The sequence below is a fragment of the Streptomyces sp. NPDC005799 genome (genome assembly GCF_040630525.1).
GTDB classification, from domain to species: Bacteria; Actinomycetota; Actinomycetes; order Streptomycetales; family Streptomycetaceae; genus Streptomyces; species Streptomyces griseorubiginosus_B.
The window spans coordinates 41,057-57,757 of sequence record NZ_JBEXXQ010000015.1 but is presented as its reverse complement, the minus strand read 5'-3'; the positions used below and the strand labels follow the sequence as shown (position 1 = coordinate 57,757).

The window sequence follows — 16,701 nt, the reverse complement described above, 5'->3', positions numbered from 1 at the left end:
GCACGAGCCGAGGGAAACGAGTCCGTCCATGTCCACGGCGACCACCGCCACCGACCCCGCCCCCGTCCCCCCACCCCCCTCCGACTATCGCCTCGCCGTCCCCGAAGGCTGGGAGCGTGTCGTCCTCGACCCCGACCGCTGGCCCCACCGCATCGACAAGCTCGTCAACCGGAGCCTGCGCCGCACGAAGGCGACGCCGCAGCTGAAGGCGGCGCTCGCGGAGCGGATGCGGGCTCAGGCGGGGGCGGCGCACGCCAACGGCGGGCTGGAGATGTACGTCGTCAACCAACTCCTCGGCCAGGTACCGGTGTCCGCCGGACTCGTCGTCACGCAGCTGAAACCCCCGCCCGGTACGGCCGCCGGCGAGCTGTCCGACATCGCGCTCTCCCTCGGCGCCCGGGGTGAGGACGTCACCATGACCGACCTCCCCGCCGGTCCCGCCGTACGACACCTGTACCGCCGCCGCCCCGCCTCCGACGACGCGGACGGCAACAAGCTCACCGTCACGCACCTGGACGTCTACCTCGCCGTCCCGCACGCCGATCAGCGGCTGCTGCTGTCCTTCTCCACCCCCATGGAGCCGCTCGCCGACGCGCTGGTCGGCCTCTTCGACTCCATCGCCCGCACCCTGCAATGGATGGCCTGATGCCCGCCTTCTCCTCGTCGACCGTGCGTCTGAAGGCACCGGACGACGCGGTCCGCCTGCCGGTGCGGGAACCGGTCGACCTCGCCGCATGGGCGGTGGAGGCGGCCCGGGAGCGGACGGACGACGAGCGGCTGGTGCCGGCCCTGGCCGAGGAACTCCACGAGGCCGCCGCCGACGCCCGCACCCGGGGTCCCGTCGCCGCGCTGTCGTACGTCCCGGAGCCCCACCGGGGCGAGTTGGCCCGCATCGAGCTCTCGGCGCTGCTCGCCGACGACACGTACCCGACGATGACCGTCGACCTCCTGGCCCGCTACCTCACCACCATCACGGCGATCTCCTTCCGCCCACCCGAGGCGGAGTACCACGACCTCCCGGCCGGCCCGTCCGTCCGCGTGCGGCACGCGTACGTCCAGGACGCCGACCGGGACGGCACGGGGACCATCCTGGAGACCTGCGCGTACGGGATCGTGCCGGACGAGGGCTGGGGGCTGGTGCTGCTGACGTCGTGGCGGGCGATGGCCCGGACCGACGAACTGTGCGCGCTGACCGACGACTTGGCCAGGACCGTCACGATCGGGTGAACCCGACCGGGCAAAGATCACGACACGGTGGCTCAAAGGCTTCGTGAGCGAATCGTGCAGGCCTCATGGGTGGAGCGTGATGAACGTCCCGGTACGGGTGGGATGTCGGGGCGATGCCGGATTCACTGACGCACAGGTGGCGGAGGGTTCCGAGGCCGCGCACAACTGGGAAGTACGCACTCCGAGTTGCGGGTGGATAACGGTGTGGGAGGTGCGGTCCAGGAGTCAGGACGCGCCTTGAGGGGCTTATGTGCGGCTGATACGGTGCCATGGCTTGACACTCACTTCTGTGCTGGACAGCCCGCCGGTCGCAACCCGGGGTCAGTGGTCGGGAAGTGTGAAGTGTCCATATTGGTAGGCAATTTCTTGGGTGTACGGGGAGCTGTTGCGTGAAGATCCAAGAGCGTACGGGGGCGGGCGCGGGACGTTCCGCGGTTCCGGCTCAACCGTCGGTCGGCGACCGGCTTCCCACTCCTCCTCGCGAGCGCAAACCCGCGCTGGCCGCGCTGGCGGTGCTGTTGATCCTGCTGGGTGCGCTCGGTGCCACGACGCTGGTGCTGCAGGCCGGGGACCGGATCGAGGTCATCGAGCTGACCGGCGACCTCCAGGCAGGCGACTCCATCACCGACGCCAAGATCACCTCTGTGATGGTGAACAAGGACTCGGGCGCCGAGTTCGTGCCGTGGTCGCAGCGTGAGCTCCTCAAGAAGCTCCAGGCCAAGTCCACCCTCTACAAGGGCACGGTTCTCGTCGGCCCGATGTTCGCGACGAAGAACTCCCTGCCGCAGGGCAAGGCGACCGTCGGCGTCTCCCTCAAGGAGGGCCAGTACCCGACCGGCCTGAAGGCCGGGGACAACGTCGCCGTGTACCGCGTGGGAAGCAACTCCTCCTCCAGCGGCAACTCCTCCAGCTCCTCCTCGTCGAACAGCTCGTCCGGCGGCGGCAACTCCTTGCTGGTCGAGCGGGCCGTCGTGGCCGACGTCAAGGACAACGGCAGCGGCGACGTCATCAGCAGCACCAGCCTGCCCGTCACCCTGACCGTCGACGCCTCCGACGCCGCCGCCCTCACGCAGGCCGCGTCCGACGGGTCGGTCGCCGTCGTTCTCATTCCCGGCAACTAAGAGGCGGCACCCAACCCATGGCCCTCATCGCCCTCGCCGCCGACAAGGGTTCCCCCGGCGTCACCACCGCGGCCGTCGCGCTCGCCGCGGTCTGGCCGCGTCGCGTGCTGCTCGCCGAGACCGATCCGGCGGGCGGTGACCTGGTGTACCGCAGTGCCGCCGCGCACGGCGGGCCGCTCAACCCCAACACCGGCATGCTGTCGATAGCCGCGACGGCCCGGAGAGGTCTCGTACCCGACCAACTCTGGGACCACGTGCAGCCGTTGAGCGGTGGACTCGAAGTGCTCGTCGGGCTCGGGATCGCCGAGCAGGCCGCCGGTCTCACCGGTCTGTGGCCCACCCTCGGGCACGCCTTCGCGAGCCTCGCCGACTCCCCGAACGCGCCCGCCGACGTCATCGCCGACTGCGGCCGCATCAGCGGCGACACCCCCGCCGTCGACCTGTTCCCGCACGCCGCCCTGGTCCTGCTGATCAGCCGGACCGAGCCGGAGGCGATCGCCCGCGTCCGCGACCGCGCCCTCGCGCTCGCCAACAAGCTGCACGGCGGCCCCCGTGGCGCCGCGAGCCTCGCCACCCCGCTGATCGGCGTGATCCTGATCGCCGACACCAACAGCGCCGGCAAGATCGCGGGCCAGGTCAACGACATGCTGGTGCACGCGCAGACCGGCGCCCGCGTGGTCGGCACCATCGCCGACGACCCCGCTGGAGCCGACCAGTTGGCCGGCCGCAAGCGCGGCCGGCTGGAGAAGTCCCTGCTCATCCGCTCGGCCCGCAAGGTCACCGCGGACCTCTACCAGCAGTACGGCGCCGCCTGGTCCGTACCGACCCATGGCCAGGTCAGCGGCCATGCGGGGGCCGGGGCATGACCGCTGTCGACCACCAGTTGGTCAAGCGGTTCCGGCAGGACGCCGGTGACCGGATCGCCGAGCAGCGCCGGCTCGACCAGGCGAACAACGTCACTCCGATGTCCACCGAGGACGAGCGGCAGTACGCGCGCGCGGTCATAGCCCAGATCCTGGAGGAGTACGCCCGCACCGAGATCAACGCCGGGCGCACCCCCCTCGACGCCGAGACCGAGGAGCAGTACGCCGCCGCCGTGCACGCGGCGCTGTTCGGCGTCGGCCGGCTGCAGCCGCTGCTGGACAACCCCGAGGTCGAGAACATCGACATCAACGGGTGCGACCAGGTCTTCGTCGGTTTCGCGGACGGGCGGGAGGTGAAGGGGGAGCCCGTCGCCGAGACGGACGAGGAGCTCATCGAGCTGATCCAGGTGCTCGGCGCCTACTCGGGCCTGTCGTCCCGGCCCTTCGACTCCGCCAACCCCCAGCTCGACCTGCGCCTTCCGGACGGTTCGCGTCTGTCGGCCGTGATGGACGTGGCCCGGCGGCCGGCGCTGTCCATCCGTCGCGCCCGTATGGGCAAGGTCTTCATCTCCGACCTGGTCGGCAACGGCACGCTGGCGCCCGAGGTCGCGCACTTCCTCGCCTGCGCCGTCCGGGCCCGCAAGAACATCATGATCGCGGGTGCGACGAACGCCGGTAAGACGACTCTGCTGCGGGCCCTGGCCAACGAGATCCCGCCGCACGAGCGTCTGATCACCGTCGAGCGTGCTCTGGAACTCGGGCTCGACACCTTCCCCGAACTCCACCCGAACGTCGTGGCGTTCGAGGAGCGGCTGCCCAACTCCGAGGGACAGGGCGCCATCAGCATGGCGGAGCTGGTGCGCCGGTCGCTGCGTATGAACCCCTCCCGCGTCATCGTCGGTGAGGTCCTCGGCGACGAGATCGTGACCATGCTGAACGCGATGTCGCAGGGCAACGACGGCTCGCTGTCCACGATCCACGCCAACAGCTCCAGCGAGGTCTTCAACCGTATCTCCACCTACGCGCTCCAGGCGTCCGAGCGACTGCCCATCGAGGCCAGCCAGATGCTGATCGCGGGCGCGGTGAACTTCGTCGTGTTCATCCAGCGGCGCAACAACTACCAGACGGGCGGCCGCCTCCAGCGCATGGTCACCTCCGTTCGCGAGGTCAACGGCGTGGACGGCCGGGTGCTGTCCAGCGAGGTGTTCGCCGAGGCGCCGGACGGCCGGATCGTGCCGCACGCGCCGATCTCGTGCCTGGAGGACCTGATGCAGCACGGCTACCGGCCCACCGGAACGTGGGGGTGAACACGATGACTTCAGTGGCACTCGGGTCGCTCGGCTCCATGGGCGGGCTCTTCTCCACCACCGTCCTGTACTCCATCGGGTCCGGTGTCGCCGTCGGCGGCGGCCTCGCGCTGTTCATGGTCGCCGTACGCGGACTGCCCGTGAAGCCCGACCACGAGAAGCAGAAGGCGGCCGAGCGGGCGAGCGAGCTGATCCGGTTCGCCGGTCAGCGCGGTTCACTGGCCGCCATCATCGGCCTGGTCGTGCTGCTGCTGACCCGCTGGGCGGTCGCCGGGATCGCCGCCGGTGTCCTGGTGTTCTTCTGGGACCGGTTGTTCGGCGGCGCCGCCGAGGAACGGGCCGCCATGCGGCGCGTGGAGGCCCTCGCCTCCTGGACGGAGTCGCTGCGCGACACGATCGCCGGCGCCGTGGGCCTGGAGCAGGCCATCCCCGCGTCGGCGCGCGCCGCGGCCCCGGTCCTGCGTCCGCACCTGGACGCGCTCGTCGACCGGCTCCGCTCCCGCACCCCGCTGCCCGACGCGCTCCAGCAGCTCGCCGACGAGATCAACGACGCGTCCGCCGACATCATCGTCGCGGCCCTCATCCTCAACGCCCGCCTCCGCGGCCCCGGTCTGCGGCAGGTCCTGGGCGCACTCGCGAAGTCGGCGCGTGAGGAAGTGGACATGCGCCAGCGCGTGATGGCCCAACGGGCCTCCACCCGTCGCTCGGTGCAGATCGTCGTCGCCGTCTCGGTCGCCTTCGTGCTCGGACTGTCCATCTTCAACCGCGAGTTCGTGGCGCCGTACGGCACGGCGGTCGGCCAGCTCGTCCTCGCCTGCGTGTGCGGTCTGTTCGCGCTCGGTTTCTGGTGGCTGCGCAAGCTGTCGACCATCGAGACGCCCGAACGCTTCCTGGTCCGCGACGAGTCCGGGGTGCAGTTCGTCCGGCCGCGGATGCCCGCCCAGCCGGAAGAAGGGGTACGACGGTGAACCTCACCATGCCGGTCGTCGTCGGCGCGGTCCTCGGCCTCGGCGTCTACGTCCTCGTGCGCGCCCTGATGCCCTCCAAGCGCAGCGCGGTCTCGCAGGTCGCCCGCATCGACGCGATGCGGGCGCGCGGGGCGGCGTACGAGTCGGCGCGCACCGCACGCGACCAGGGCCGCCTCGGCTCGCTGCGGGCCGAAGTCGGCGAGCGGGTGGCCGAGTTCTATCTGCAGCAGGGCTGGGAGCAGCGCTCGCTGCGGGCGGACCTCGCGGTCCTGGAGCGCAGCTGGGAGAAGATCCTGGCGACCAAGGTGCTGCTGGCGGTGGCGGGTCTGTTCTTCGGCCCGTTCCTGTTCGCCGTCGTGTGGACGATGGGCTTCGGCCACAGCCCGATCATCCCGGTCTGGCTGGCGCTGATGTTCGGGGCGGTGTTCTTCTTCCTGCCCGACCTGGAGGTACGGCGGGACGCGGCCGAGAAGCGGCGCGATCTGCGGCGGGTGATCGGCGCCTATCTGGACCTGGTGTCGATGAGCCTCGCCGGTGGCCGCGGTCTGCCCGAGGCGCTGATGGCGGCGGCCGAGATCTCCGACGGCTGGGCCAACCAGCGCATCCGCAACGCCCTCGCCGACGCCCGTATCACCGGTGTCAGCCAGTGGCAGGCGCTGGGCGCGCTCGGTGAGGAACTGGGCGTGGAGGAGCTCAAGGACCTCTCCGCCTCGCTCGCCCTGGTCGCCGACGACGGTGCCAAGGTCCGTGAGTCCCTCGCCTCCCGGGCCGAGACCATGCGGCACCGCGAACTCGCCGAGATCGAGGGCAGCGCGGGCGAGAAGTCCCAGTCGATGCTCGTGGCCCAGCTGCTGCTGTGCGCCGGCTTCCTGGTGTTCCTGATCTTCCCCGCGGCCATGCGGGTGTTCCAGGTGCAATGACAAGGGCCGGCACCACCGACGCCATCCAGCCGCCGAACCGCTTCTGAGAGGAACAACTCATCATGAACACAAGGAACTTCACCACCGGCATCCCGGCCGTGGACTTCCTGGTCACCTTCCTGCAGGGACGGGTGCAGCGCGCCCGCTCCGGCGAACTGGACCGCGGTGCCTCCGCGGTCGAGTGGGTCATCATCTCCGCGGTCGTCGTGGCGATCGTCGGCGTGGTGGCCGCCATCATCAACGCGGCGCTGAGCGACGGCGCCAACAAGGTCGGCAACTGCATCAAGGGCGCCGACGCGGGCAAGACCTGCTGAACGCCCGTACGAGACCAACGGGGTTGTCGGTGCGCGTACGTCGCTGGGTACGCCGACGGGTGGAGGCCGCCTCCGCCCGCGGCGACTCCGGCATGACCGCGATCGAGTTCGTGCTGCTCACGCCGGTCCTCTTCTTCATGATCTTCGCGACCGTGCAGTTCGCGCTGTACTTCTTCGCCGACCACGTGGCGCAGGCGGCGGCCCAGGCCGGTGCCCGCAAGGCCCGGGCCACGGCGCATGACGAGCCGGGCGGCTGGCGGGGCGAGGCAGGGGACGTGGTGGACAGCTACATCCGCCAACTGGGTCCGCAGCTCGTGCTGTCGCCGGACGTGAAGATGGTGCAGCCGGATCAGAACACGGTGGGCGTGGAGATCACGGCACGGATCCCTACGGTCTTCCCCGGGCTGAACCTGACCGTGCACGCGCAGTCGGAAGGACCGGTGGAGCGGTTCGTGCAGGACAACGGGGGGAACTGATGGACGCCCAGAGGGGTGATGACAGCAGGGGCGATGTCAGCAGGAGCGATGACAGCAGGGGCGACGACCGGGGACTGTCCACCATCGAGGTGGTGATCCTCGCCCCGGTGATGATCCTGTTCATCCTGGTGCTGGTGGCCTTCGGTCAACTCGTCGACGGCCGTGGCGCGTTGGACGGGGCGGCCCGGGACGCCGCCCGCGCGGGCTCGATCCAGAAAGACCACGGCACCGCGATGGCCGAGGCGCGGAAGGCGGCGGAGGCGGACCTCTCGGACGTCTGCTCCGGCCCGGTCTCCGTCGTACAGACCAGCCAGGGCTTCGAGCCGGACACCATCTTCACGGTCGAGGTCAGCTGCCAGGTCCGGGGCCTGGCGATGCTCGGCCTCGACGTCCCCACGACGCTTACCTCCAGCTTCAGTTCGCCCCTGGATCCCTTCCGGAGGACGGCGTGAGGAATGCCGTGCGCATGTGGTGGTCCGCGCGCCGGGCGCGGCTCGACGACCGCGGTTCGGGCGCCGGCGCGGTCATCATCTTCGCGATCGTCTTCCTGTCCCTGTCCGCCTTCGTGATCGACGGCGGCCTGTCGATCTCCAAGCGCGAACGGGCCGCCGACATAGCGGAACAGGCGGCCCGTTACGCCGCCCAGGACATCGACCGGGAGGCCCTCTACGACAACGCGGGCGGCCCCGCGCCGATCAACTACCAGGACTGCGACGCCCGGGTGAAGATCTTCGCCCGGCAGATGGACATGTCCGGCGCGGACATCGCCGCGACCCACTGCGTGGCGGCCGACGCCGAACAGGTCCAGGTCGAGGTGCAGTTGACGTACACGCCGGTCTTCACGGGGATGTTCTACGGCGGTGACGTGGTCGTCCACGGCCAGGCGGTGGCGCAGAACGAGGTCGGCTGAGGCGCGGGCTTCAGTGGTGCGGGTGTCCGTGCCCGTGTCCTTGCTTGTGCTTGTGCTTGCGCTGTTCCGGTCCCTGTCCGTCATGAGGGCCGTGTGGCCCACCGCAGGTGTCGGTGGGCTCAGGCGTGGGCGCGGGTTCGGTCTCCGTGGGCGGGGTGACCGGGGGCGTCTCGCCGTCGTCCGGCGGGGGAGTGGTCTCGTCGACGGGCGGCGGACTGGAGGTGGCCGGGGGCGTCGGTTCGTCGCCGGTTCCGTCCGTGGGCGGGGGAGCGGGGTCCGTCTCCTTCGGTACGGTCGTCGGCGTCGGGACGGGCTCACTCGGTGCGGCGGTCGCGGGTACGTCCGTGGAGTCGACTCGGGGCTCCGACACGGCCGTACCGCCGGCCGCAGTCGTCGCGGCGACCAGGTCCACCGGTACCGAAGTGCCCTCGCCCTCCCTCGACTTGACCCGCCCCTTCTTCACCGACGGCCCCACCGGAGCGTCAGCCACCGGTGTCCGTACCGCCGGTCCGTCCGCCGCCGGGACCCGGCCCGCCGGAGCGGTGGGCGGGCCGCCGTTGCCGAGTACGAGGACGAGTGCTGCGGCACCCGCCACGACCACCCCGGCCGCTGCGGCAACCGGCTTGGTCCCGCCGGTCAGGACGTGCCGCACCCCGTGCAGCACGCCCTGTGTCCCCGTCGCGGAGCCCGCCGTGGCGAAGGCGAGCAGGAACTTCCCCGCGCCCCCCATCGCCAGCACCAGCAGCGCGGGCCCGACCAGCGCGGGCAGACGGTCGTTGGCGCTCATCAGCGCCGCGAGCCGCGCCCGGCAGTCCTCGCAGCCGTCCACGTGCCCGAGCAGCCGCTCGGACTGGCGCGCCGAGGCCGCCCCGCGCACGTACGCCGGCATCCGCGCCCAGTGCACCTGGCACGCGGGGTCGTCGGGCGCCCCGGTCTGCGCCCGCAGGAACGCCTGCCGCATGCCCTCACGCGCCCGGTGCAGCAGGACGGCGGTCGCCCCCTCCTTGGTGCCGAGCTGCGGCCCGATCGCCGCCAACGGCTGCCCCTCCGCCTCGGCCAGCCACAGCGCCTTCACCCATCGCTCGGGCAGCTGCTCCAGCACCCGTACGACGAGGTCCACGGAGGACACCCGCTCGGCCGGATCGCCACCCTGCGCGGGCACCTGCGCCTGCTCGTCGCCGTGCGGATCCCGGGGAGTCTCGCGTACGGCGGTGCCGGCGGCGGTCGCGAGATGGCGGACCGTCGTCATCAGGTACGCGGGGACGTTCTCGATCTCGTGCCCCTGAGCCAGGCGGCGCCAGACCCTGAAGTGGGCCTCGGCCACGAGGTCCTCGGCGGCATGGGCGTTGCGGGTGAGCGAGCGGGCGTACGCGACGAGGCGGGGTTGCTGCTCCTCGTAGACGCGGGCGTACGCGGCCGTGGAACCGTCGGGCATGGCGGAACGCTCCAGTTGGTGCCTGCTGGGGGAGGGACGGGGCAGAAGGCTTGTAAGCCTAGATGGCAGAACTTTCAATCAAAGTTTCGTGAGCCCCGTAAAGTGACGCACGTCACGCCGGAATCTTCCGTACCGGCGTAATGCAATCGCCACTTGCGTGCTCCAAGAAGTGCAAGGACTCACCGGCACCGCCGCCCGCGCCCGACCCCGACGGAGACCGCTCGTGTACATAGCGCTCGAACAGCCCACCGGCGCCCATCTGCTGACGCCCGACCACGAGGAACTGGCGGTCCCCGTGACCCTCCGCTACAGCTCCGAGGACCCGCTGGCCGTCCACCTCGTCTTCCCCGCCTGGATCTCCCTGGACGAGGAGGAGGTCACCTGGACCTTCGCCCGCGCCCTCCTGGAGGAGGGCCTGGACGCTCCCGCCGGCCTCGGCACGGTCCATGTCCGCCCGTACGGCCCGACCGACACGCTGGCGGAGTTCCGCGCCCCCGAGGGCGTGGCGGTCGTCCGCTTCCGCACGGCGGACCTCCGCCACTTCCTCCACCGCTCGTACACGGTCACGGAGCCGGGCGGTGAACCCCTCCGGCCGGCGCTGGACCGGGGGCTGGCGACGCTGTTCGGGGCGGCTTGAGGCGTCGGCGGCCTGGCTGTGCTCCGTCAGTCGGCCTGGCTTGCCCCTTGCCGCCGCCACTCCGTCAGTCGGCCTGGCTGTGCCCCTTGCCGCCGCCACTCCGTCAGTCGGCCTGGCTGTGCCCCTTGCCGCCGCCACCGGCCTGCCCCTCCGGGCGGACCGCGTCCTCAGCCTTCTTCGCCAGGTCGACGTCGAGCTTCCTGAACTCCCGTACGACCGCGTCGGACATGTCGGCCAGGGCGTTCAACTGCTGGGTGATGTCCTCGCGTCCGTCCTCCCAGTTGGACTCGAAGTCACCGAGGGCGTCGTTGACACCGCCGTCGCCGATGTCGTCCCGGTAGGACTCGAAGAGCTTCTTGGTGTGGTTCAGCCGGGTCTTTAGGGAGCGCAACTTGCTTCCGTACTCCTCGAGTTCACCGAGCGGTAGCGCGAGGTCGCTCTTGCCCTTGCCCATGCGTCCGTCCCCCGTTCCGACGATCTCGTAGTCTGGGCGGCACCGTACAACTTAACGACGTTGGCACGAGCGATCGAGAAGACTTCGCGGAACGGGGGAACGGGATCCGTCATGGCCCGCTACATGGAGGCGCTGACCGTCGAGCGCGGAGGCTTCCGGATCAAGGTCCCCGAGTCGTGGTGGGAGTTCGACGTCCGCCCCGAGTCGCGCGACGACTCCATCCGCCGCATGGTGAGCGAACGGGTTCGGCGGCACCCGGAGTTGGCCCCGCACCGGGACACGTACGTCGGCTTCCTGCGGAAGGCGGCGGCGGACGCGTGGAAGTCGGGTGCCCTGTACTGCGGTTGCATGGCGGAGAGCTTCGGCGGCGAGACGCCGGTCACGGGCTCGGTGACGGTGTCCCTGGTCGGCGGCCGTACCCGCGACGGCGCGCCCCTGTCCACCGACCCCGCCGCGATCGCCGCGGGCCTCGCGCCCAAGGAGGCCAGGAAGGAGGGCGACTCCTGGCGGAAGGTGACGACGGTCGACATCCCCGGCGTGGGCCCGGCGGCCCGCACCCACGGCATCGAGGACATCGCCGTACCGGACGACTCCCTGGGCCGCACCCTCCGCGCCGTCCTCATGCAGACGTTCATCCCCGTCCCGGGCCAGGAGGGCAAGGTCGCCCTGGTGGCGGGCAGCAGCCAGGTCCTGGACCTGGCCGACTCGTTCTTCGACATCTTCGACGCGATCACGTCGACGTTCCGCTTCACGGGTTGATCCGGATCACGCCGGTGGCTCCTTCACCTCGAACGTAAGTGCACGGTAAGTTCGCGTGTGCATACGGGTGTTGATGTCGATGTGCGCGTGACGGGGGTTGCGGAATGGCGGGGCAGCGGCCACGGGACTGGTATGTCCTGGATCTGGACAAGGACCCGACACCGGGTGACCCGGACCGGGTACGGACGCTCGCCAGAACCCTGCACGAGTTCGCGGAGGACGTCTCCGGCGCCCTGAAGGTCGTCAAGGGCATGGCGGACGACGACGCGACCCTGCAGTGGGCCGGGAAGTCCGCGGAGGTCTTCAAGGACGAGTTCTCCGGCGTCCCGAAGAACCTCAAGAAGCTGAAGAAGTCGTACGAGATGTGCGGCGACGCGCTCGCGGCGTACTGGCCGAAGCTGGAGCGGGCGCAGGCGCTGGCGGACAAGGCGCTGGCCAGGGGCAGGGAGGCGCGGCACGACCTGTCCTCGGCCAAGTCCCGTCTGGCGTCCGCCGATTCCTGGGTGACCCGGGCCACCAAGGAGGCCGACAAGTACAAGGACGACCCCACCGGCAGCAAGTCCGCCGCCGACAAGCCCGACGCGTCCAAGGTCCGCGCCGCCACTCGCGACGCCCAGGCTGCGAAGTCCGCCCACACCAAGGCCCAGTCCGACGTCACCGACGCCCAGGACGCCCTCTCCGCCGCCAAGAAGATGGCCGAGGACGCCCGCAGGATGCGCGAGGACGCGGCCCGCGAGGCCAAACAGAAGATCGACGACGCCTCGGACGCGGGCATCCAGAACCGCTCGTGGTGGGAGGACGTCGGCGACTGGTTCGAGGACAACTGGGACACGATCGTCACGGTCTGCAAGGTGGTCGTGACAGTCGTCGGCGTCATCGCGATGATCATCGGCGGCCCGATCCTGGGCGCGATCGTCCTGGTGGCGGCCCTCGTGGTCCTGGCGGACACCCTTTACAAGTACTCCAAGGGCCAAGCGTCCTTGTGGGACGTGGGGTTCGCGGCGCTGGACTGCATACCCGGGGGCAAGGGGATCACTTCGCTGGGGAAGCTGGCGAAGGGGATGAGAGCCTTCGGTAAAACCGGGCTGAAGGGCATGGCCCTCAGCGTTCGGGGGTTGGGCGAGACCGCCCGTGTCCTGGGCCGCCAGATGAAGAAGCTCATCACCCGCGGCGACCCGGTCGACCTGGCCACCGGCGAGCTGGTCATGTCGGCGACCGACGTGCTGTTGGACGGCGTTCTTCCCCTCGTGCTGGAACGCCACCACCGCACGAGCGTCCGCAGTGGCCGTTTCCTGGGCCCTTCCTGGACGTCCACACTCGATCAACGCCTGTTGCTCGACGACGCCGGCGTGCGGCTCGCCGTTGACGACGGCATGGTGCTGCATTACCCGGTGCCGGATCCGGAGGTTCCCGTACTGCCGGTGGAAGGCCCGGCCTGGCCGCTGAGTTGGGATGTCGACGGCGGTCTCGCCGTGCACCATCCGGAGACGGGCCGCACGTTGCGTTTCCGGCCGCTGCCCGACCACACGTCGGGCGAGCTTCCGCTGTCGACGATCAGTGACCGGAACGGCAACACCGTCACCGTGACCTATCGGGCGGACGGAACGCCCGCGGAGATCACCCATCACGGCGGCTACCGCATAGGAGTGACCTGCGGGAATGGCAGGATTACGGAACTGGTCCTGCACAGTCACCCCGAACGGCCGACCCTGGTCCGCTACGGCTACGACGACCACGGCAATCTCTCGGCCGTCCACAACTCCTCCGGGTTGCCCCTGCGGTTTGCCTATGACGACCACCGGCGCCTGACGCGCTGGGAGGACCGCAACCGCGTCTGGTACAGCTTCGAGTACGACAACCTCGGCCGCTGCGTGGCCGGCCAGGGCATGGACGGATTCCTTTCCTACACCTTCGCGTACGACGAGGAAGCTCACCGCACCGTAGCGGTCGACTCGTTGGGTCACGCCACGCACTACCGGTTCAATGGCGCCTACCAACTCGTCGAAGAGACAGACGAATTCGGCCACAGGGTCACACAGGAGTGGGACCATCGGGACCGTCTGCTGCGCCGCACCGACCAACTGGGCCGCTCGCTGACCATGGAGTGGGACGTAGCGGGCCGACTCACCGCCGTCGAGTTGCCCGACGGCTCGGTTTCCACCACCCGCTACAACGACCTCGGCCTGCCGGAGGAGATCACCGAGTACGACGGTGCCGTCCTGCGACAGCAGTGGGACGAGCGCGGCAACTGCATCTCGCTGACGACCGCCGACGGGGCGACCACCGTCTTCACCCGCGAGCCGACGGGTGCGCTGGCCACACTGACCGACGCGACGGGCGCCGTCCACCGCTTCACCAACAACCGGGCCGGACAACCGACTTCTGCCACAGATCCGCTCGGGGCGACCTCCACCTACTCCTACGACCCGTTCGGCCGGTGTATTGCCGTCGTGGACCCGATGGGAGGCCGGACCCTGCGAACCTGGTCCCCCGAGGGACTGCTGACCTCGAGAACCGGCGCCGACGGCAGTGTGGAGAGCTGGACCTACGACGGCGAGGGCAACCAACTCACCCACACCGACGCGCTGGGCCGAACGACCACCTTCGCCTACGGCCCCTTCGACCTGCTCACCTCACGCACGACGCCGGACGGCGTACGCCACAGCTTCCGGCACGACACGGAACTGAGGCTGATCCAGGTGACCGGCCCGCGCGGGCTCACCTGGGACTACCGCTACGACGCGGTGGGCAACCTGGTGTCCGAGACCGACTTCGACGGCCGCACCCTGTCCTACAGCTACGATCCGGCCCGCCAGTTGCTCAGCCGTACGAACGCCGTCGGGCAGACGGCCGAGTTCGCCTACGACGAGGTCGGCAACCAGATCAGGGCGACGTTGGACGGCAGGGCGACCACGTACTCCCACGACCGCGCCGGCCGGCTCGTCCAGGCCGTGGGCCCGGACGCCACCCTCGTGTACGACTACGACCGCGGCGGCCGTATCACCGCCGAGGCCGTCGACGGCAGGGTCCTTGCCACGGGCTACGACGTCCTCGGCCGCCCGGTGAGCAGGACCACCCCGAGCGGTGCCGTCGCAACGTACGGATACGACGCGGCAGGACACCGTACGGCGCTCAGGGCCGGCGATCGCACCCTGGCGTTCGCGTACGACCACCTCGGCCGGGAAACGACCAGGTGGACCGACACCGGCCTCACACTCGGCCTTGCCTGGGATGCCGGGGACCGACTCACCACGCAGCGGCTCACCTCGCCCACCAGCCCGCGCCCTCTCGCGCACCGCAGCTACACGTACAGGCCGGACGGCCACGTGACCACGCTCGACGACCGAACGGCAGGACGCCGCACGTTCGAACTCGACGGCGCGGGACGCGTCCTCACCCTACGCGCGCAAGGCTGGACGGAGTCGTATGCCTACGACGAGCAGGGAAACCAGACACACGCCACCTGGCCGGATCGCTTCTCCACGCGGGAGGGGCGTGGCGAGCGCGTTCACCAGGGCAACCGCGTCCTGCGCGCCGGCGGCGTTCACTACGAGTACGACGCCGCCGGGAGGGTCGTGCTGCGCCGTCGCACACGGCTGTCACGCAAACCCGACATCTGGCGCTACACCTGGGACGCCGACGACCGGCTCACCTCGGCGGTGACGCCCGACGGCACGGTCTGGCGCTACTTGTACGACCCCGTGGGCCGCCGAGTCGCCAAGCAGTGCCTGGGCGCCGACGGGCAGAGTGTGGTGGAGGAGACCCGGTTCACCTGGGACGGCCCGCACATGGTGGAACAGACCACGCTGCGCGCAGACTCCGCCGAGGTGTCCACCCTGACCTGGGAACGCGACGGCACGCGACCCCTGACCCAGACACAGCGCACCACGCTCGCCGAAGCGCCGCAGGACCTCGTCGACGAGCGGTTCTTCGCCATCGTCACCGACCTCGTCGGCACACCGACCGAGCTCGTCTCGGCGGACGGCGACATCGTCTGGCGCTCCGACGCCACGCTGTGGGGCCTGACGGCACTGGACGGGGCGTATGACACGTCCACACCCCTGCGCTTCCCCGGCCAGTACTTCGACCCCGAGACGCAGCTCCACTACAACTTCTTCCGGTACTACGACCCGGTCACCGCGGCATACATCAGCGCCGACCCGCTCGGCCTGGACGCGGGCCCGAACCCACGCGCCTACGTGCCGAACCCGCTGTCGTGGCTCGACTACCTGGGCCTGCTCACCTGCGCCGAGAACGCCGACCTGCTGGCCAAGAACCTGGCACGGGAGGGCCGGGCCAAGAGCGCGGGTGAGGCTGCCGCCCACCTCGTGCCGTCGGGCATGAAACGAAACGGGGCGGCCCAGGCCAGGGCCCTGCTGGAGAAGTACGGCGTCGACATCAACGACGCGGTCAACGGGGTGCCGCTGGGGCATCCTCGGCCGCACAACTTCACGCATCGTAAGTTGTTCCTGACACGGTTGAATGTCCACCTGAACCTCACGGTGGACCGGATGACAGCTGCCGGATACGGAGCGCGTGCCATCCGCAGCGCACTGCGTGGGGAGCTGCGCTCTATCGGACAACAGGTCGAGAGAGAGCTGGCGAGCGGGCAGCCGTCGGCGAACGCGGTGTGGACGGCACCATGACGGACCTTGCCGAGGTAACGATGAATACGGATGGTGACGCGATGTCTGACGCGGCTGAGAGGCCTTTGTCGGTGTATCGGCTTCTGCCGGGCCTCAGTGAATACCGGACGCTGCATCTCAACAATTTCGATGCGGTGCAGGTCATGCGCTGGCAGCGTGCCGGAGACCAAGCGGATCGGCCCACTCGGCTGCGTGCCGAATGGTTGGGAGAGAAAGGCTGGCCCAAGAGCGACTTCCCTACCGGGTACCACGGCGCTCCCGTGCTCAGCCGTCGCCTTGCCGAGCAATTCTGGGATGAGTTGCATACAGCTGGCAGTCTCGTGCCCGTTGACATCGACGGTGCGAAAGACGACGAATATTTCCTCTATTTGGTGGATCAGGTAGTCGACTGTCTGGACCTGCGCAGGTCGTCCAAGCCGAAGAGGATGGACGGGGAAGTCAAGAAGGCGGTTTTCCGTGTTGAAGCGTTGCCCACGCATCTTCCGGCCTTCCGCCTGCCTCAATTCCCCGGAGCAGTCCAGTGGAACGGCTGGGCGGCCGACCGGCTGATTGACCTCACCGAGGACCAGATCGAGCGACGTCTGGTCTGGTCCCAGGATCCGTCGGCCAAACCTCATCCCGATCCATGGGGATTCTGACCCAACTCGGCAGCTTCGCACTCTGC

At 69.8% G+C, this 16,701-nt stretch carries 17 protein-coding genes; 15 read left to right on the top strand and 2 right to left on the bottom strand.

The genetic code is table 11. The features are described from left to right. The first annotated feature begins 28 nt into the window (after positions 1-28). The 11 genes from ABZ453_RS16835 to ABZ453_RS16785 all read left to right on the top strand — a co-directional run bounded on the left by ABZ453_RS16835 (position 29) and on the right by ABZ453_RS16785 (position 8,106). A complete protein-coding gene (locus ABZ453_RS16835) occupies positions 29-646 on the top strand; it encodes a hypothetical protein (protein WP_359015713.1) in 618 nt (205 codons plus the stop codon). Next, positions 646-1,227: a hypothetical protein gene (locus ABZ453_RS16830; protein ID WP_359015712.1), complete on the top strand. Its 582-nt coding sequence runs from the start codon at positions 646-648 to the stop codon at positions 1,225-1,227. The genes ABZ453_RS16835 and ABZ453_RS16830 overlap by 1 nt, the downstream gene beginning before the upstream one ends. Positions 1,228-1,616: 389 nt before the next feature. Next, positions 1,617-2,348: a hypothetical protein gene (locus tag ABZ453_RS16825; RefSeq protein ID WP_359015711.1), complete on the top strand. Its 732-nt coding sequence runs from the start codon at positions 1,617-1,619 to the stop codon at positions 2,346-2,348. 17 nt (positions 2,349-2,365) lie between these two features. Further along, positions 2,366-3,214, top strand: coding sequence for a hypothetical protein (locus ABZ453_RS16820; RefSeq protein ID WP_133043403.1), 849 nt, complete (start codon positions 2,366-2,368; stop codon positions 3,212-3,214). Further along, the gene (locus tag ABZ453_RS16815; protein WP_133043402.1) at positions 3,211-4,518 is read left to right on the top strand and encodes an ATPase, T2SS/T4P/T4SS family; all 1,308 of its coding nucleotides are present in this window, start codon (positions 3,211-3,213) and stop codon (positions 4,516-4,518) included. The genes ABZ453_RS16820 and ABZ453_RS16815 overlap by 4 nt, the downstream gene beginning before the upstream one ends. Positions 4,519-4,523: 5 nt before the next feature. Continuing rightward, positions 4,524-5,486 carry a type II secretion system F family protein gene (locus ABZ453_RS16810; protein ID WP_359015710.1) on the top strand — a complete coding sequence of 321 codons (963 nt, stop codon included), beginning with the start codon at positions 4,524-4,526 and terminating at the stop codon, positions 5,484-5,486. Further along, entirely contained in the window at positions 5,483-6,406 is a 924-nt protein-coding gene (locus ABZ453_RS16805) for a type II secretion system F family protein (RefSeq protein WP_359015709.1), read from the top strand. Before ABZ453_RS16810 ends, ABZ453_RS16805 begins: the two co-directional genes overlap by 4 nt. Before the next feature lie 62 nt (positions 6,407-6,468). Next, a complete protein-coding gene (locus tag ABZ453_RS16800; RefSeq protein ID WP_133043400.1) occupies positions 6,469-6,720 on the top strand; it encodes a hypothetical protein in 252 nt (83 codons plus the stop codon). Positions 6,721-6,743: 23 nt separating this feature from the next. Continuing rightward, complete coding sequence (locus tag ABZ453_RS16795; protein WP_133043399.1) at positions 6,744-7,196, top strand: TadE family protein; 453 nt, start codon at positions 6,744-6,746, stop codon at positions 7,194-7,196. After that, a complete protein-coding gene (locus tag ABZ453_RS16790; RefSeq protein WP_359015708.1) occupies positions 7,196-7,648 on the top strand; it encodes a TadE/TadG family type IV pilus assembly protein in 453 nt (150 codons plus the stop codon). Before ABZ453_RS16795 ends, ABZ453_RS16790 begins: the two co-directional genes overlap by 1 nt. Positions 7,649-7,662: 14 nt before the next feature. Continuing rightward, positions 7,663-8,106 carry a pilus assembly protein TadG-related protein gene (locus ABZ453_RS16785; RefSeq protein ID WP_359015823.1) on the top strand — a complete coding sequence of 148 codons (444 nt, stop codon included), beginning with the start codon at positions 7,663-7,665 and terminating at the stop codon, positions 8,104-8,106. 10 nt (positions 8,107-8,116) lie between these two features. Here the strand turns inward: ABZ453_RS16785 and ABZ453_RS16780 are convergent, their stop codons facing one another. Continuing rightward, positions 8,117-9,541: a sigma-70 family RNA polymerase sigma factor gene (locus ABZ453_RS16780; protein WP_359015707.1), complete on the bottom strand. Its 1,425-nt coding sequence runs from the start codon at positions 9,539-9,541 to the stop codon at positions 8,117-8,119. A 223-nt stretch (positions 9,542-9,764) separates the two neighbouring features. On the opposite strand from ABZ453_RS16780, the gene ABZ453_RS16775 reads away from it, so the two are divergent. Beyond that, entirely contained in the window at positions 9,765-10,178 is a 414-nt protein-coding gene (locus ABZ453_RS16775; protein ID WP_359015706.1) for an SsgA family sporulation/cell division regulator, read from the top strand. Positions 10,179-10,281: 103 nt separating this feature from the next. Here ABZ453_RS16775 and ABZ453_RS16770 read toward each other — a convergent pair whose 3' ends face one another. Beyond that, the gene (locus ABZ453_RS16770) at positions 10,282-10,632 is read right to left on the bottom strand and encodes a hypothetical protein (RefSeq protein WP_359015705.1); all 351 of its coding nucleotides are present in this window, start codon (positions 10,630-10,632) and stop codon (positions 10,282-10,284) included. A 111-nt stretch (positions 10,633-10,743) separates the two neighbouring features. Here ABZ453_RS16770 and ABZ453_RS16765 point away from each other — a divergent pair, with 111 nt between their 5' ends. The 3 genes from ABZ453_RS16765 to ABZ453_RS16755 all read left to right on the top strand — a co-directional run bounded on the left by ABZ453_RS16765 (position 10,744) and on the right by ABZ453_RS16755 (position 16,675). Continuing rightward, a complete protein-coding gene (locus ABZ453_RS16765; RefSeq protein ID WP_359015704.1) occupies positions 10,744-11,391 on the top strand; it encodes a hypothetical protein in 648 nt (215 codons plus the stop codon). A 104-nt stretch (positions 11,392-11,495) separates the two neighbouring features. After that, a complete protein-coding gene (locus ABZ453_RS16760; protein ID WP_359015703.1) occupies positions 11,496-16,037 on the top strand; it encodes a DUF6531 domain-containing protein in 4,542 nt (1,513 codons plus the stop codon). Continuing rightward, positions 16,034-16,675, top strand: coding sequence for a hypothetical protein (locus tag ABZ453_RS16755; protein ID WP_359015702.1), 642 nt, complete (start codon positions 16,034-16,036; stop codon positions 16,673-16,675). Before ABZ453_RS16760 ends, ABZ453_RS16755 begins: the two co-directional genes overlap by 4 nt. The last annotated feature ends 26 nt before the right edge of the window (positions 16,676-16,701 follow it).

Excerpts from the sequence above, each read along its gene's own strand:
- ABZ453_RS16800 (WP_133043400.1), top strand. The coding sequence starts at position 6,469 with ATGAACACAAGGAACTTCACCACCGGCATCCCGGCCGTGGACTTCCTG.
- ABZ453_RS16760 (WP_359015703.1), top strand. The coding sequence starts at position 11,496 with ATGGCGGGGCAGCGGCCACGGGACTGGTATGTCCTGGATCTGGACAAG.
- ABZ453_RS16820 (WP_133043403.1), top strand. The coding sequence starts at position 2,366 with ATGGCCCTCATCGCCCTCGCCGCCGACAAGGGTTCCCCCGGCGTCACC.
- ABZ453_RS16815 (WP_133043402.1), top strand. The coding sequence starts at position 3,211 with ATGACCGCTGTCGACCACCAGTTGGTCAAGCGGTTCCGGCAGGACGCC.
- ABZ453_RS16770 (WP_359015705.1), bottom strand. The coding sequence starts at position 10,632 with ATGGGCAAGGGCAAGAGCGACCTCGCGCTACCGCTCGGTGAACTCGAG.
- ABZ453_RS16765 (WP_359015704.1), top strand. The coding sequence starts at position 10,744 with ATGGCCCGCTACATGGAGGCGCTGACCGTCGAGCGCGGAGGCTTCCGG.
- ABZ453_RS16810 (WP_359015710.1), top strand. The coding sequence starts at position 4,524 with ATGACTTCAGTGGCACTCGGGTCGCTCGGCTCCATGGGCGGGCTCTTC.
- ABZ453_RS16780 (WP_359015707.1), bottom strand. The coding sequence starts at position 9,541 with ATGCCCGACGGTTCCACGGCCGCGTACGCCCGCGTCTACGAGGAGCAG.
- ABZ453_RS16785 (WP_359015823.1), top strand. The coding sequence starts at position 7,663 with ATGTGGTGGTCCGCGCGCCGGGCGCGGCTCGACGACCGCGGTTCGGGC.
- ABZ453_RS16830 (WP_359015712.1), top strand. The coding sequence starts at position 646 with ATGCCCGCCTTCTCCTCGTCGACCGTGCGTCTGAAGGCACCGGACGAC.
- ABZ453_RS16755 (WP_359015702.1), top strand. The coding sequence starts at position 16,034 with ATGACGGACCTTGCCGAGGTAACGATGAATACGGATGGTGACGCGATG.
- ABZ453_RS16835 (WP_359015713.1), top strand. The coding sequence starts at position 29 with ATGTCCACGGCGACCACCGCCACCGACCCCGCCCCCGTCCCCCCACCC.
- ABZ453_RS16790 (WP_359015708.1), top strand. The coding sequence starts at position 7,196 with ATGGACGCCCAGAGGGGTGATGACAGCAGGGGCGATGTCAGCAGGAGC.